Origin of the sequence: Thermotoga sp. RQ7, assembly GCF_000832145.1 — a bacterium.
GTDB lineage: Bacteria > Thermotogota > Thermotogae > Thermotogales > Thermotogaceae > Thermotoga > Thermotoga neapolitana.
Map to the genome: position 1 here is coordinate 146,711 of NZ_CP007633.1, position 14,687 is coordinate 161,397.

14 protein-coding genes are annotated in these 14,687 nt (G+C 46.3%); 10 read left to right on the forward strand and 4 right to left on the reverse strand.

Going from position 1 to position 14,687, the window contains the following annotated elements; translation table 11 throughout:
• Positions 1-2: 2 nt before the first annotated feature.
• From TRQ7_RS00785 to ylqF, 3 genes are read left to right on the forward strand one after another with little or no spacing between them, the layout of a single operon-like run.
• Positions 3-1,799: a TIGR03960 family B12-binding radical SAM protein gene (locus TRQ7_RS00785; RefSeq protein WP_041843776.1), complete on the forward strand. Its 1,797-nt coding sequence runs from the start codon at positions 3-5 to the stop codon at positions 1,797-1,799.
• Positions 1,796-3,211: a phospho-sugar mutase gene (locus tag TRQ7_RS00790; RefSeq protein ID WP_041843777.1), complete on the forward strand. Its 1,416-nt coding sequence runs from the start codon at positions 1,796-1,798 to the stop codon at positions 3,209-3,211. The genes TRQ7_RS00785 and TRQ7_RS00790 overlap by 4 nt, the downstream gene beginning before the upstream one ends.
• Positions 3,208-3,996, forward strand: coding sequence for a ribosome biogenesis GTPase YlqF (gene ylqF, locus TRQ7_RS00795; protein ID WP_015920222.1), 789 nt, complete (start codon positions 3,208-3,210; stop codon positions 3,994-3,996). The genes TRQ7_RS00790 and ylqF overlap by 4 nt, the downstream gene beginning before the upstream one ends.
• On the opposite strand, the gene TRQ7_RS00800 is transcribed toward ylqF, so the two are convergent.
• Positions 3,959-5,875, reverse strand: coding sequence for a DUF1923 family maltosyltransferase (locus TRQ7_RS00800; RefSeq protein ID WP_038068102.1), 1,917 nt, complete (start codon positions 5,873-5,875; stop codon positions 3,959-3,961). The two genes, ylqF and TRQ7_RS00800, sit on opposite strands and share 38 nt — an antisense overlap.
• Before the next feature lie 122 nt (positions 5,876-5,997).
• Between TRQ7_RS00800 and TRQ7_RS00805 the strand changes: the two genes are divergently transcribed.
• The 4 genes from TRQ7_RS00805 to TRQ7_RS00820 are packed head-to-tail and all read left to right on the forward strand — an operon-like array spanning position 5,998 to position 8,224.
• A complete protein-coding gene (locus TRQ7_RS00805) occupies positions 5,998-6,363 on the forward strand; it encodes a GntR family transcriptional regulator (RefSeq protein WP_038068104.1) in 366 nt (121 codons plus the stop codon).
• The gene (locus TRQ7_RS00810) at positions 6,360-7,154 is read left to right on the forward strand and encodes an ABC transporter ATP-binding protein (RefSeq protein WP_236681725.1); all 795 of its coding nucleotides are present in this window, start codon (positions 6,360-6,362) and stop codon (positions 7,152-7,154) included. Before TRQ7_RS00805 ends, TRQ7_RS00810 begins: the two co-directional genes overlap by 4 nt.
• The gene (locus tag TRQ7_RS00815; protein ID WP_041843779.1) at positions 7,144-7,890 is read left to right on the forward strand and encodes an ABC transporter permease subunit; all 747 of its coding nucleotides are present in this window, start codon (positions 7,144-7,146) and stop codon (positions 7,888-7,890) included. Before TRQ7_RS00810 ends, TRQ7_RS00815 begins: the two co-directional genes overlap by 11 nt.
• 13 nt (positions 7,891-7,903) lie before the next feature.
• Positions 7,904-8,224 carry a YbjQ family protein gene (locus TRQ7_RS00820; RefSeq protein ID WP_038068108.1) on the forward strand — a complete coding sequence of 107 codons (321 nt, stop codon included), beginning with the start codon at positions 7,904-7,906 and terminating at the stop codon, positions 8,222-8,224.
• 19 nt (positions 8,225-8,243) lie between these two features.
• On the opposite strand, the gene rpsB is transcribed toward TRQ7_RS00820, so the two are convergent.
• From rpsB to TRQ7_RS00835, 3 genes are all read right to left on the reverse strand, one after another.
• Positions 8,244-9,026, reverse strand: a complete 783-nt coding sequence (gene rpsB, locus TRQ7_RS00825; RefSeq protein ID WP_038068110.1) for a 30S ribosomal protein S2 — start codon at positions 9,024-9,026, stop codon at positions 8,244-8,246.
• A 139-nt stretch (positions 9,027-9,165) separates the two neighbouring features.
• Positions 9,166-10,413, reverse strand: coding sequence for an MFS transporter (locus TRQ7_RS00830; RefSeq protein WP_041843780.1), 1,248 nt, complete (start codon positions 10,411-10,413; stop codon positions 9,166-9,168).
• A 41-nt stretch (positions 10,414-10,454) separates the two neighbouring features.
• Positions 10,455-11,669: a glycosyltransferase family 4 protein gene (locus tag TRQ7_RS00835; RefSeq protein WP_041843781.1), complete on the reverse strand. Its 1,215-nt coding sequence runs from the start codon at positions 11,667-11,669 to the stop codon at positions 10,455-10,457.
• A gap of 93 nt (positions 11,670-11,762) precedes the next feature.
• Between TRQ7_RS00835 and TRQ7_RS00840 the strand changes: the two genes are divergently transcribed.
• The 3 genes from TRQ7_RS00840 (at position 11,763) to TRQ7_RS00850 (ending at position 14,633) form a co-directional block, all read left to right on the forward strand.
• The gene (locus TRQ7_RS00840; protein WP_052472214.1) at positions 11,763-12,740 is read left to right on the forward strand and encodes an ATP-grasp domain-containing protein; all 978 of its coding nucleotides are present in this window, start codon (positions 11,763-11,765) and stop codon (positions 12,738-12,740) included.
• Positions 12,727-13,356 (forward strand): HAD hydrolase-like protein, encoded by a 630-nt coding sequence (locus TRQ7_RS00845; RefSeq protein ID WP_041843782.1) that lies wholly within the window; start codon positions 12,727-12,729, stop codon positions 13,354-13,356. Before TRQ7_RS00840 ends, TRQ7_RS00845 begins: the two co-directional genes overlap by 14 nt.
• Positions 13,357-13,469: 113 nt before the next feature.
• Positions 13,470-14,633, forward strand: a complete 1,164-nt coding sequence (locus TRQ7_RS00850; protein ID WP_041843783.1) for a flagellin — start codon at positions 13,470-13,472, stop codon at positions 14,631-14,633.
• Positions 14,634-14,687: the final 54 nt, after the last annotated feature.

The following is a 14,687-nucleotide window of genomic DNA, read 5'->3' on the forward strand; positions in this document are numbered from 1 at the left end:
GAATGATCCTGAAATTCCTGAACGAAACTCTACCATGGGTCAAAAAACCGAGCAGGTACATAGGTAAAGAAATAAACAGCGTTGTAAAAGATCCGAAAGAAGTTTCACTTCGGATCGCCCTGGTTTTCCCCGACACTTACGAAATAGGTACATCTAACTACGGCCTCGAAATACTCTACCACATCCTGAACAGCCAGCCCGATATCTGGGCAGAAAGAAGTTATCTTCCATGGGTTGATATGATAGAGAAGATGAAGGAAAGGGATATCCCACTCTACACGATGGAGTCCTACACACCGCTCTATCAGATGGACGCAGTTGGAATCTCTCTGGAGTACGAACTTTCCTACACCAACGTCGTCGAAGTTTTGAAACTCTCGAAGATCCCACTGTTCTTCTGGGAAAGAAAGAAGGATCCCATCGTCCTTGGGGGAGGACCCTGTTCTTCCAATCCAGAGCCCGTTTACGGGTTTTTCGATGCGATCCTCGTGGGTGACGGAGAAGAAGCCATCCTGGAGATCGCAAAAGTGTTGAAAGAAACAAAGGGGGAAAACAGGGAAACCATCTGGAGAGAACTCTCAAAGATCGAAGGAGTGTACGTTCCCGCCTTTTATGAACAGCGAGGAAAAAAGGTCGTTCCCGTATCAGGTGAGTTTCCAGCATCGATAAAAAGAAGGATCGTGAAGGATCTGAACGCCCAGCCGGTTCCTGTAAAAAAGATACTTCCAAACACAGAATCCGTCCACGATAGGGCGGTAGTTGAAGTTGCGCGCGGGTGCACAAGGGGATGCAGGTTCTGTCATGCGAGTATTTACTACCGACCAGTGAGGGAAAGATCGCTCGAAAACATCATCGAAAACGCTGAAAAAATGCTGAAAAACACCGGATACGAAGAGATCTCGCTTCTTTCGCTCTCAACGATGGATCACACACAGATCGAAAAAGTTGTGGAAGAACTGCTGAGGAGATTTTCCGAAAGAAAGATCGCCATTTCCATTCCATCAACGAGAATGGACAGGTTCGGTGTGGAGATCGCTTCCAGGATCGCGTCGGTCAGAAAAACAGGGCTCACGTTCGCCCCCGAAGCCGCCACACAGCGCCTGAGAAACATTATAAACAAGAACATAGAAGAGCAGAACATCTTCTCGACACTGGAGGCGGCAAGGAAATCTGGATGGAGAAGGGTAAAACTCTACTTCATGGTTGGTCTTCCCGGCGAAACGGAAGAAGATCTGAAGGCACTGGTCGACCTTCTGAGAAAGGTCAAGGATATCGGTTTCAAAGAGGTTTCAGCGTCTGTGGCCGTTTTCGTTCCAAAACCGCACACACCGTTTCAGTTTGCCCGACAGATCACTCCAGAGGAAGCAAACGAAAAATTCAAAATCCTCACCAGAGCAAAAAGAGTTGCAAAGGTCTCGTACCACAATCCAGAGATGAGCCTTCTGGAGGGGATCTTCTCGAGGGGTGATAGAAAACTTCTGGATCTCATAGTGAAGGCAAAGGAACTTGGAGCGCTTTTTGACGAGTGGAGCGAGATGTTTGACTTCAACGTATGGAAAAAGGCCTTCGACCTGACAGGAATAGATCCAGAGGAGCACCTGAGAGAAAGAAAAACGGAAGAGGAATTTCCTTGGGATCACATAGACATGGGTGTCACGAAGGAGTTTTTGGTGAGAGAATACCAGAGGGCACTCGAGGGGAAAACCACAGAGGATTGCAGATGGAAGGGTTGCTATCTCTGTGGTGTCTGTCCCAGATTCAAGGTGCAGAATATTCTCTCCGGAGGTGAAAAGGGATGATCCTGTTTGGAACGGGTGGAATTCGAGGTGTGATGAGAAAGGGAGAGTTCGATGAGGACACGGTGAAGAGGGCTTCACTGAGCGTCGCCTTCTGGATGAAACAGAGAAAACTGAAAAGCGTTGTGATCGCCTACGACACGAGAAAAAACTCCAGAGAGTTCGCAGAGCTTGCCGGAAGGGTCTTCGCAGGTGAAGGAATAGAAGCCTACGTGTTTCCAGAACCAACGCCAACACCGGTTCTCTCTTTCGCAGTGAGGCACATGAAGGCCGGTGCCGGTGTTGTCATAACAGCGAGTCACAATCCTCCAGAATACAACGGATACAAGGTTTACACCTGGGATGGCGTTCAGGCAATACCAGAGTACACGGACGAGATCACCGAAATATACAAAAAGGTCGATATCTCCGGAGTGAGGGAGGGAGGTTTCAAACACGTACCTTCCGAGGTGAAGGAGAGTTACATAGAGAAAGTGGTTGAGATAGTCTCGAACCTTCCAAGAAGAACGGACCTTGACGTTGCCTACTCTCCACTCCATGGAACGGGAGCAAACTATGTTCCGGAGGTTTTGAGAAGACTCGGTTTCAAAGTGAGACCTGTGGAAGAACAGATGAAACCCGATCCAAACTTCTCCACAGTCCCAACTCCAAATCCCGAAGAAGATGAAGCGCTCGTTTTGCTGAACAAAAAGGAAGCGACCCTTGGACTTGCAACCGACCCGGACTGCGACAGGGTGGGAGTGGTGTACAGAGGAAGAAGGCTCACAGGAAACCAGGTTGGAGTGCTCCTTACGGACTTTCTCCTCGAACACGTGAAGGTAGAAAACCCTCTCGTGATAAAAACGATCGTCACCACGGACATGGTGAGGCCCATCTGTGAGGAAAAAGGTGCCTATCTCGAAGAAACACCAACAGGTTTCAAATTCATCGGTCATTTGATAGAAGAACACACAAAGAAAGGTGACAGAAACTTCGTCTTTGGTTTCGAGGAAAGCTGTGGATACCTCGCAGGAGACCACGCAAGGGACAAAGATGGTGTTGTGGGAAGTGTCCTCTCTGCGATAGCCTTCAGCAACTACGACCCGTACGAAAAACTCGAAGAACTCTACAGAAAGTACGGTTACTACATGGAAAAACTCATCAACTTCAAGTTCGAAGACGTCAGCAAAGCGATAGAAATATACAACTCCCTGAAAGAGTACGATGGAATAATCGATTACTCCAGAGGTTACAAAGGAATAATTCCAAACGAAACCATAGCCTTCGTGTTCGAAAAATCCAGAATCTTCGTCAGACCATCTGGAACAGAACCGAAGCTCAAGGTGTACATCCACGTGAGAGGGGACACAAGGGAAGAGTCAGAGAATCTGATGAAGGAAAGTGAAAGAAAGATCAGGGAGATCCTGAAACTGTGAACTGGTATCCTGGTCACATAGAAAAGACAAAGCGTCAGATCAGAGATCTTCTGAAACTGGTCAACACGGTTCTGGAGGTCCGGGACGCCCGGGCCCCTTTTGCCACATCGGCGTACGGAATGGATTTTTCATCGAAAAACACGATCATCGTTCTGAACAAAGTGGACATAGCGGACGAAAAGACAACGAAGGAGTGGGTGGAATACTTCAGAGAACAGGGAAAAAGGGTGATCACCACCTTCAAAGATGAACCGAGGAAGACGTTTTTGAAGAAACTGTCCTTCGACAGACTTGCCCGTGTGCTGGTTGTGGGTGTTCCAAATACGGGCAAATCAACGATCATAAACAAACTGAAAGGAAAAAGAGCAAGTTCGGTAGGGGCTCAACCCGGTATAACAAGGGGCATACAGTGGTTTTCTCTGGAAAACGGCGTAAAGATCCTCGACACGCCGGGCATCCTCTACAAAAACATCTTCAGCAAAGACCTCGCCGCAAAGCTTCTTCTGGTTGGTAGCCTTCCCGTGGAGAAAATTGACGATCACGAGGTTTTCGAGAAAGCGTTCGAGATCTTCAAACGCCATCAGGAAATCGAAGAAGATTTCACCACGTTCTTCGAAAACTTTGCAAAAAGAAGGGGACTCCTCAAAAAAGGCGGAGTCCCGGATCTGGATCGTGCCATCAGAGTGTTTTTCACAGAACTGTCTCAGGGAAAACTGGGACGTGTTTCTTTCGAGCGCCCCGACGAGATCAATCCTGAAGAACAAGGGCAAACTCGAACGGTTTGAGAATCACCCTTTCTTTCTCTTCCCACTCTCTTCCGTCCCAGACCCTGCCACCGGAAAGTTCTTTCGTCTCTTTTCCAACGTTTGCAGCAATGACAAGTTTTTTCCCGTCTTTTTCGTAAGAGTACAGAACCAGATCCTCATTCGAGAGGTTTTTGAAGGTTCCTTCGAGGATGAAACCGAGGAACTCCTCTCTTATCTTCAACAACCTTCGTATGAAGGAAAGAACTCCCCTGTCAGGCCTGTCCCAGTGGAGAGCGTAGTGGTCGAAGAAAGCGAGTTTGCCAAAAAATTCATCCGTTGGTGGTAACACTTTTCTCAGATTCGGATCCGTGTCCAGACCCAAGTTCATTGGTTGTTTCTCGCCTATCTCCTGTCCCGTGTTCACGTACGGGATCGCATTCGGCAGAAAGTAGGTCACAAAAGGTGCCAGTTTTTTCATTCTGGAAGCGTGCTTTCTTGTGGCTATACGGGGTGTGTCCGGTGTTTCAACGGATGCCAGAAATGGAAGAACGAGTTTTTCTGCAATTTCTGGTAGTTTTCCTATTTCTTCTGTTCTTCCCGCGAAATACCAGCTGCTCCCAAGTATCACGTCGTAGCCTGCCTCTTTTGCCGCCCTGTCCCTGTTCATGTCGAGTTCTTCGGCTATAATCACAAAGGCCGGATCGTACTCTTTCACGTTCCTTATTATGAGATCGAGGAGTTCCTTTGGAAGGGCGTGCCCCATGTCGAGCCTTGCCCCATCGATTCCGTACTTCTTCTGATAGTGTGGTATCACGTTTGCAAGGTATTCCCAGAGTTCCCTGTTGGGCACTCTTCCCGGGAACTTGCTCGCCTTTATCACGTCGTAGAGAACGTAGGGAGGTTGATCTGGTTCGAGGAACCTTTTCGATGCCTCCGGATGGTCAAGGTACAGTCTCAAGAACGTGACATCGTCCCAAGTAGGCTGAGGATCGTTTATCAGATCGGAAAAACCAGGAGGTGTGATGACTCCAAATTCTTTCACGATAAGCTCCAGGATATTGCCCTCTTCTTTCTTTATCCTTTCCCACTTTTCTGAATCGATCCGATCCGGGGAGAGAGTGAACTTCTTGAGGTGTCTTTTCACGCTTTCTTTTCCGTAAATGATCTCCAGTTCATCCTCATCGGGCACTTTGAAGGGAATCTCCTCTGCCCTCGGTGGAGTGTAGTCTGCAAGTTCTTCAACCTTTATCCAGTAGAACCAGTCCGGGTGTTCTTTTATGAGATCCGAGTCCCTCGAGGCCGTTCTCGGTATGAAATCGAGTATCACCCTGATCCCGAGGATGTGACACGCTTCAACGAAGGCTTTGAACTCTTCTTCCACGTTGAAGGACTCAAGAAGTGGATCGTGGTATCTTTCATCGAGCATCATGGGATTCTTCACAGAGTACGGAGACGGTGCCCCACCCTTTTTGAAAAGATCGCTCATCTTGCTCACAGGAAGAAGGTAGATGGCATCCACCCCGAGCGATTTGATGAACGGAAGAAGAAGGATCATCTTGAAGAACGTTCCCGCCTCACGAAAGCCGAGGGCATCGTCCTCCTCGAAGTAGCCAGAACCCTTGTGATTGTACGAAGTTGTTGTTCTCGGAAGAGAACCGTAGACGACAGAGCGTTTTATCCAGTCAGGAGAACTTTCACCCTTCAGGAACGAAAGAGGCTGTGAATAATCGAGATCCCTTGAGTGCTTTAAGACCCAGTCCGTAACGGCCGCAGCGAATTCGTACGGATCGACGAAGTACTTTCCAGACTTCTCCTCGAAGTTCTTGAAAAACCTTGGTATCCAGAGCTTTGGAACTGCGTACAACTTTTTTCCGGTGATTTTCTCTCTGCAGAAACGGTTTATCTCTTTGAGGATCAACGCCATCCCTCCTGATTTAATTGATGTCATCATCTATTTTAACAAAACGAAACAAAGAACGCAAGATGAAAATTGACAGGAATCATTGTGTAATAGTACAATATTACAGTGAGGTGATAGCGTTGTGGTTCAGGATCGATTTCCACTCTTCAAAACCGATCTACGAGCAGATAAAAGAGAAGATCAAACTGCTCATTCTGTCCGGAAAGTTGAAGGAAGGTGATTTCGTGCCCTCCATACGATCGCTCGCAGAGGACCTTGGGGTGAACCTGAACACCGTTGCCCGTGCGTACAGAGAACTCGTCCAGGAAGGCGTTCTGGAGGTGAAAAGAGGAGAAGGCTACATCGTATCGAGGGTGAACAGAGGAAAGTTCCAAGCGCAACTTGAGGAGAAACTCAAAAAGATGCTGGAAGACTGCAAAAAAGCGAAAATTCCTTTAGAGAGGGTGTTGAAACTGGCAGAAGAGGTTTACAGGGGTGATGAGTGATGTTGAAGGTGGAGAACCTGAAAAAGTTCTATGGAGAAAAACCGGCGGTGGACGGTATCAGTTTCGAGGTAGAAAAAGGAGAAGTTTTCGCCATTCTTGGTCCCAACGGTGCAGGAAAGACCACCACTTTGAAATGCATAGTCGGCCTCAGGAAGATATCCTCTGGAAAGATCGAACTGGAAGGTACGTTCACATATCTTCCAGAAGAAAAGAAACTCTACCCTTATCTTAAAGTTAGAGAGATCGTATCTCTCTTCAAAAGAATCGGAAAGAACTTCCATGAGGAAAGATCCCTCAAGATGCTCGAAAGATACGGTATAGACCCCAACGAAAAGATCGTAAACCTTTCACACGGTATGAGAACGATCCTTTACCTTTCGCTTGTCCTTGCAGAGGACGTGGACCTCTACATACTCGATGAACCTACATGGGGACTCGATCCCATCGTGAGAAGTGAGATCCTCGAGCACATAAGATCCCTCACTTACGACGGAAAATCCGTACTTTACACCAGCCATGTGCTCGCGGAGGTGGAAAAGATAGCAGACAGGGTCGTCATCATGAAAGAAGGAAAGGTGGTTCTTTCAGGGAATCTGGACGATATAAAGTCTTCCTATAAACTCGTCGTTTCAAAGGATGAACTGCGTGGCTATCTTCTGAAAACACTCAGAAGTGGAGAAAGGATCTATCTGATGAAAAAAGAAGAGATACCAGAGAACGTTCAGGTGGAAGATGCTTCGTTCGAGGACATCTTTGAGGCGATCGTCAGGGGTGAGAGAGATGTTCAATAAAGAGTTCAGGGATATGAGGGTGCGCTTTCTTGTGATGTTCTTCATCCTTCTTGGAACGTTCGTTCTACTTGTGGTGGTGAAGGACTACACGCAAAATCTCTCTGAGATCATCAGAAGTGCACCGAAGAACATTCTGGAAAAGTTCGGTGTCACAGATGAGTTCATGAAGAAACTCTCCAGATGGGACTTTTACATCATCACACAGTGGTACGGAAAAAATCTTGGTCAGTTCGTTCCAATACTCGCGATTATAATGGCTTTTCCAGTTTTTGCAAGAGAGATAGAAGACGAAACGATGGAACTTTTACTTGTGAGAGTCAAAAGAAGAAGGCTCTTCATGGTGAAGTTTTTCATTCCCCTTGTTTTCACCCTTCTGGCCCTTGTGGTGCTCGCCGTTCTTCCACTGCCCGTCAGCTGGATCATCGGTGAGTCACTGGATGCGAGTTCTGTGTTTCGCTATCTTCTGGTGGAAACGATAGGGATCTTTCTGTGGTTTTCCATCACCATCTTCTTTTCCTTGCTGTTTTCCGATCAGGTCAAGCCCCTCATCGTTTCGATCGCTCTTCTTGCAGGAACAACGGCACTTGGAAGTTTTATCAAACTCCTTTCCATTTTGAACACCTACCTTTACATACTGAAGGGAGATCTTGTCTTGTGGCCGTCTCTGGCTTACACCCTGGCTGGTGTGGTGTTTACTTATCTTTCCTATAAAGTTCTTGAAACAAAAGACTTCTGAGGAGGTGTGGAGTGTGATCGTCACCACCGTTGAGCAGATACCGGGATACAGGGTGAAAGAGATCCTTGGGGTGGTTTCAGGAAATGTGGTGATGTCGAAACATCTGGGAAGGGACATAGCCGCCGCATTGAAAACCCTTGCTGGAGGGGAAATCAAAGGCTATACGGAGATGCTTACGGAGGCAAGAAACATCGCTTTCGAAAGGATGGTGAAAGAGGCAGAAAAACTCGGTGCAGACGCAGTGATAGGATTCAGGTACTCTTCTTCCATGATCATGAGCGGTGCGGCAGAGATCCTCGCGTACGGAACAGCGGTGAAACTGGAAAAAATTTGAAGGGGCGAGATCGCCCCTTTCACACCTCTTCCTCTTCTTCAAGTTCTTCCAGGTCGACCTCTTCAATCGTCCCCTCAACGGTTTCTTCTACCTTCGATTCTTCCTCCGTCGTAAGAGGAGCTCCCTCTCTTCCTTCAAGGTACGCATCCGCTATAACGGAAGTGATGAGTTTTATAGATCTGATCGCATCGTCGTTTCCGGGTATCACGTAATCGATCGGATCAGGATCGCAGTTCGTATCAACTATGGCCACGATGGGAATACCCAGTTTGTTCGCCTCGGCAACGGCTATCTTTTCTTTTCTCGGATCCACTATGTAGACGATGTCAGGGAGTTTCCTCATCTCCTTGAGCCCACCAAGGTTCTTTCTGAGTTTTTCCAGCACTCTTCTTATTCTGCTCTGCTCTTTCTTTGGTAGTTCATCGAGTTTTCCGCTCTGTTCCATTTCCTCGAGTTCGATGAGTTTGTCTATTCTTGATCTGATCGTCTTGAAATTCGTGAGGAGTCCACCGAGCCATCTGTTGTTCACGTAGAAAGCACCACATCTTTCCGCTTCAGCCTTTATAACACCCTGGGCCTGTTTCTTCGTTCCTACAAAGAGGATCGTCGCACCTTCACTGGCCTTTTCCCTCACAAAATAGTAGGCTTCTTCTAGAAGTTGCTGGGTCTTTTGAAGGTCGATGATGTAGATGCCCTTTCTTTCCGTGTAGATGTAGGGGGCCATCTTCGGGTTCCATCTTCTCGTTCTGTGTCCAAAGTGCACTCCCGCTTCCAGAAGCTGTTTCATGGTGACAACCGCCACAGACAACACCTCCATCCTTTTGGTTTTAAACCTCCGCTCCCTTCACACCCACGCCGGCCTTTTCACAGGCACCGAGGGTGGGATCCAGGAGCGTGCGTGATATACACCTTGAGAATTCTACCATTGAAGAGAGGAAATTTCAATTGTTCTTGTTTGAAACCCTCGGGTCCACGATAAACTTCACAACGTAGAAAATCCCGAATACACCGATCAACCCCGTGAGAACCATGAGAACACCGTATCCAGAAAGATCTGCTATTTTACCTCCGATGAGGGGAGCAACGAAGGAAAAAGGAGCGATTGAAAAGTACAGAGACCCCATGTAGAGTTCTTTTCTCTTCCCAGACACGAAATCCAGTGTGATCGCCATGTTTCCAACGTTGTTCGTGGTGTTCACAAGGCCCATCAGAGCAAAGACGGGATAGGCGTGCACCGGTGATGTGGAAAGAAACGCCAGCATGACAGCCCCAGAATAAAAGATCTTGCTGAGAAGGAGATTCAGTTTGTGTCCCTTTCTGTCACCGAGGGGACCGAACAGGAAAGAAGACAGTCCTTGGGAAACGAGAACGATCGCCGTGAAAACCGCCGCTGTCTCATCTGGAAGTGAGAACTTCTCCAGCAAATACACCGTGATGAAACCGCTGGACGCAAACATGAAACTCGTGATGATCCTCTCTATCAAAAAGTTCCGGAAATGTCTGTCCAGAAAGACATTCTTCATGTTTTTTATGTAGTTCCATATAGGTTCATCGTCTGGTAGTGTGTGATCCGGCACTTCCCTTGTGAGAGCCAAAAACACGAAGGACACCATGAAGAAGACAAACGCTGTGAGAAAGACGTAACCGAAGTTCACAGGAAACGGGTAGCTCGAGAGAAGCTCTCTGGCGATGACAGAACCACCAACTCCCAGTATCGCTCCAAGACCGTTTCCCATGGCAAAAAAGGTGCCTCTTCTTCGTGGATCGATCACCTTCTCTATCATACTCATCCACGGAGGACCCAGAAAGCCCATTGAGAATGTAGCGATCCCAACCATCAGAATGGAAAGGTAAAGAGCCAGCCTCGGAGAAGGAACAGCGAGGTAGAAACTGATCAGAGCCATGAACAGGTAAGGGAGTCTCTCTCCCAGAGTTACCTTGAGGACGAGATTCAATTTCTTTGGCGATCTCTCCGCGTGCTTTGCGCCCCATATGGCTGGAATACCCCAGCCCAGGTTCGCAATGGCCGGGATGAGACCCAGCTCCAGATTGGAAGCACCAAGATTTCTGGCAAAAACAGGAAAGAGCGTAAAAATGGATCCAAGGGTCATTCCAAGACTGAAGAACGCGTAATCCAGTGAATTCACGATGAAATTCCACCGATAGTCCTTCTCCGTCAAACGTTCCATCTTCTTCTCTCCCGGCTCTGAAGTATGCAGCATAAGATATTCTATCCTAATTTTTCGTTTCGGGAGAATACGAAACTCCTTAACTTTTCGTAAAGTCGATCCCAGTCTCTTTCTCTCTCCACATACTCTCTGTTTCTTCTGCCGAGTTCTGAAAGATCCTCCTCGAGGATCTTCCTCAGCGCCTCTTCGAGATTATCCTCCCTGAAAAAGACAGCACCCTTTGTTTTCTTGAAAGGGAGATTTTCGATATCGACACAGAGAACTGGTTTTCCAGAGGCCATGTAGTCTACCACTTTGTAGGAACTCACGGCGGGGTGATCCATCACGGTTTGAGAGAGAGTGAAGAGGAGGACATCTGCTCTTTGAAGAAGGTAGGAAACACACCTTTTTGGAACAGGATCAAAAAAGAACACGTTCTGCAGATCTTTCGCCGTTTCTTTCACAGAAACAAGATAATCCGCATGAGACGGTCCGACAAAGAGGAACACAAAACGATCTCTCAGGTTTTTGTTCACTTTTGAGAGTGTTTCTATGAACTCTTTTATTCCCTTATGTTCGACGATGGATCCTGCGTAGACAACCTTTATCTTGCCATCAGGCACCTTTGAGAAGACTTCATCCACCACCGGGCACGGTTCTGGATCTTCGAAAATCTTCAGATCAACACCGTTGGGAATGTAGATGAAATTTTTTGGTCGAACCTTCAGTCTGTTGAAGTGCTTGGAAAGATCTGGAACAAGGGAAATGATTCCATCTGCTTTCGGATAATACTTTTTGCACATGTGGTCGAAGAGCTTTGAAACTGGATGACGGTAGCTCAGAGAACCAAGTTCTACAAGATCGTCCGGCCAGACGTCTCTGATCTCGATGAAGAACCTTCCACCTTTTTTCTTCACGTAATACCAACCAAGGCTCCAGGAAAACGGGTGCGGAGAAGACGCGATGATGACGTCGTATCTCTTCTGAATGATCTTCTTCCTTCCGTTTCTGTAATAATCTATCGAGGAGAGAAGCCTTGAGAGAGAATTTCCGATGTACTCTCTTGTTTCAACGACGATGAAGTCCGCACCGTCTTTAGAAAAGCTCCATCCAAACGTTTCGCTCCATCTTTTGCCAGTGAGGTGCGAAAAATCACCGATGTAGATATCCACCTTGTGACCTTCCTTTACGAATCTTTTCGCGAGTTCGAAATGTCTCGTTTCAGCGCTTCCCATCTCTGGTGTGCTCGCGTAGTGATTGAGTACGGCTATGTTCAAGAGGATTCCTCCTTTTGTTTTTTCTCAATTACATTATAACTTTTGTGATTAAATATTCTCCTGGAGATGGGCATTACGTTGAGAGGAGGATCGATGGTGAAAATTTTAATAGGTTCGTGTGGAGGGCTTACGGGGCTTTATTTAGCCAAAACTCTTCGGAAAATGGCCATTGAAGAAAAAATCGAAATATACGGTTTCGATGTAACAACGAAGATTCCTACCAAATTTTTCCTGGATAAACTCTTCGTGTTAAGTAGGGCAACAGAAGAAGAGAATTTTATAGATCAGCTCATTAAAATTTTGAACAGAGAAAAAATAGACATTTACATTCCCGTCCACTCTGATGAGTGTAGAATCGTTTCCAAGCACCAGGGGGAAATTTCAAAGAGGAGTCATGCAAAGTTCATGATATCACCTTATGAAACTTTCAAAGAACTTGACAACAAAGCGAATGCCTACAGGGCTTTAAAAGAAATTGGGCTTAAAACACCAAAAGTGTATGAATCACCCAGCGATGTGACCGAGTTTCCTGTAGCTGTTAAACCAGCTGTGGGAAGCGGAAGTAAGAAATTCTTTGTCTGTAAGACCAAGGAAGAACTGGAGTTTGTCAACAAAGCCTATAAAGATGTTCTTATAATGGAGTATCTTGAAGGAAAAGAGTACACTGTCGATACCTTTTTCAACAGAGAAGGAAAGTTGATCACCTACAATCAAAGAACAAGAATTAAAACACTGGGAGGTGCGGCTATCATCTCAGAAAACGACTTTTCAGTGGATGTACGTGAACAAATTGAAAAAATCGCATCGAGATACAAAATAATAGGTCCCGCAAATTTCCAGTTCTTTTTAACACCGAATAACGATGTAGTGTTTACTGATATAAATCTGAGATTTGCTTCAGGAGGTCTTCCTCTGAGTGTAGTCTCGGGAGCTGACATCGTGAAATTGTTGATACTCGAGCTTTTGGAAAAACCTTATGATCCAACCGAATTTCAGAGCGATAGAAAGAAAAGGGTCATGTACAGGTACTTTGAAGAAATATTCGAGGTGAGCGAAAGTGATAGTCTTTGATCTTGATGGAACTTTAATCGACGTTTGGAAAAGATACTTTTTCGTATTCAATTCGTGGTGGAAGATTGAAAATCTCAACCTCGAAAAATTTAAGACTCTAAAGAAAGAGTTTGAACAAGACTCGTTGATAGTCAGCCTCTTTCGATCTTTCACCACGCAAGAATACACAGCCTACAAAGAATACAAAGAAAAGAAATTGGAAGAACAAGACATCTTGGAATTAGACGAAGATATCGTTGATTGGAGTCTTCTAAAGCAATTGAAAGAAAGATACATCATATTGACCCTGAGACGAAATCAACAGACACTTTTTGAAGATCTCAAAAAGCGAAATAAAGATGTGCTAGATAACGTTGTGGTTTTGCAACCAGATGGTAGTCCGCTTGTTAAGTACAACTGGGTGAAAAACAACATACCTCCCGATGAAAAAGTTTTCGTGGTTGGCGACTCTGAAACAGATCTTCTTGTGGGAAATCTGGATAACGTACATGTTTTTCTCGTGAAAACAGGTCTTCGAGATCCCGATAGGCTGATAAGAAAATACAATGAACTGAAGGAGAAAGTCACCATTGTGGATTCTGTAAATGATTTTTTGTGCTTTCGCATTAAAGCATAAAATGTTACCAAAATTTAACATTAAAATCCCTAAAGCCTCTTCCGATTAAAAATAATGGAAAGCCCGGCGCCGGGACAGGGAAGTAAGAATACTCACACGGAGGTGAGTAGGTTATGAGGATCAATCACAACATCAGTGCGTTGAACGCTTGGAGAAACATCGACCAGACTCAATACAGCATGAGTAAGACGCTTGAGAGACTCTCCTCTGGTCTGAGGATCAACAGGGCAGGAGACGACGCAGCGGGACTTGCCATCAGCGAAAAGATGAGAGGCCAGATCAAAGGTCTCAACATGGCGATCAAGAACGCTCAGGATGCCATCTCTCTGATCCAGACAGCAGAAGGAGCTCTCACTGAGGTTCACTCGATCCTTCAGAGAATGAGGGAACTCGCAGTTCAGGCAGCGTCTGATACAAACACAGACGTCGATAGAGAACAGATTCAGAAGGAAATCGATCAGCTCAGAGAAGAAATCGACAGAATTGCAAGAACAACAGAGTTCAACACCAAAAAGCTTCTCGATGGAAAACTTGAAAGCTTCAGAAGCCAGGTTGATGCAAAAGTTGTTACCGGTGGAAATATCAATGTCCAACTTGGATCGGTTTCAAGTGCAGCGGTTGAGGGAACATACGTCATCGAAGTAGGACAGTTTAGTGGAACTGAAACTTCACAACTTGATGTCAAGATAACCCTGTTCACCGCTGGTGGTTATTCTAGCACAGTTGTAACCATAACTGCGGGTTCAGCAACACTTGGAGGTATCACCTTCAAATGGGATACGAATGTTCTCAGCATTAACGACTTTGGTGGAGCCCTACCGAAAAACGAAGTAGTCGACAGCGCAGTTGTCAGAGTAGAAGCTATCTACACAGCTGCTTCACAGCTCATTTTCCAGATCGGAGCAAACGAAGGGCACAACATGGTTGCAGGAATCGACGACATGAGCGCAGCAGCACTCGGATTGACAACAGTTTCTCTTGACGTAACCACTCAAGACGCAGCAGAAAGAGCGATCATGGTTGTGGACGCTGCGATTCACAGGGTGAGCACGGCAAGAGCAGCGCTTGGTGCCGTCCAGAACAGGCTCGAACACACCATCTCCAACCTCGGAGTTGCAGCGGAAAACCTCACAGCGGCCGAATCCAGAATCAGAGACGCAGACATGGCAAAAGAGATGATGGAATTCACCAAACAACAGATCCTGCTTCAGTCCAGTATGGCTATGCTCGCTCAGTCCAACACACTTCCACAGAACGTCCTCCAGCTGATGAGATAAAAATAAACACCGTCAATTCGGGGGCGCAAGCCCCCTTTGTTTTTGTGCAAAAAT

Bases quoted from the DNA above. Each gene is read 5' to 3' on its own strand.
- TRQ7_RS00785 (WP_041843776.1), top strand. From the start codon at position 3: ATGATCCTGAAATTCCTGAACGAAACTCTACCATGGGTCAAAAAACCG.
- TRQ7_RS00790 (WP_041843777.1), top strand. From the start codon at position 1,796: ATGATCCTGTTTGGAACGGGTGGAATTCGAGGTGTGATGAGAAAGGGA.
- TRQ7_RS00815 (WP_041843779.1), top strand. From the start codon at position 7,144: ATGTTCAATAAAGAGTTCAGGGATATGAGGGTGCGCTTTCTTGTGATG.
- TRQ7_RS00830 (WP_041843780.1), bottom strand. From the start codon at position 10,413: ATGGAACGTTTGACGGAGAAGGACTATCGGTGGAATTTCATCGTGAAT.
- TRQ7_RS00840 (WP_052472214.1), top strand. From the start codon at position 11,763: ATGGTGAAAATTTTAATAGGTTCGTGTGGAGGGCTTACGGGGCTTTAT.
- TRQ7_RS00850 (WP_041843783.1), top strand. From the start codon at position 13,470: ATGAGGATCAATCACAACATCAGTGCGTTGAACGCTTGGAGAAACATC.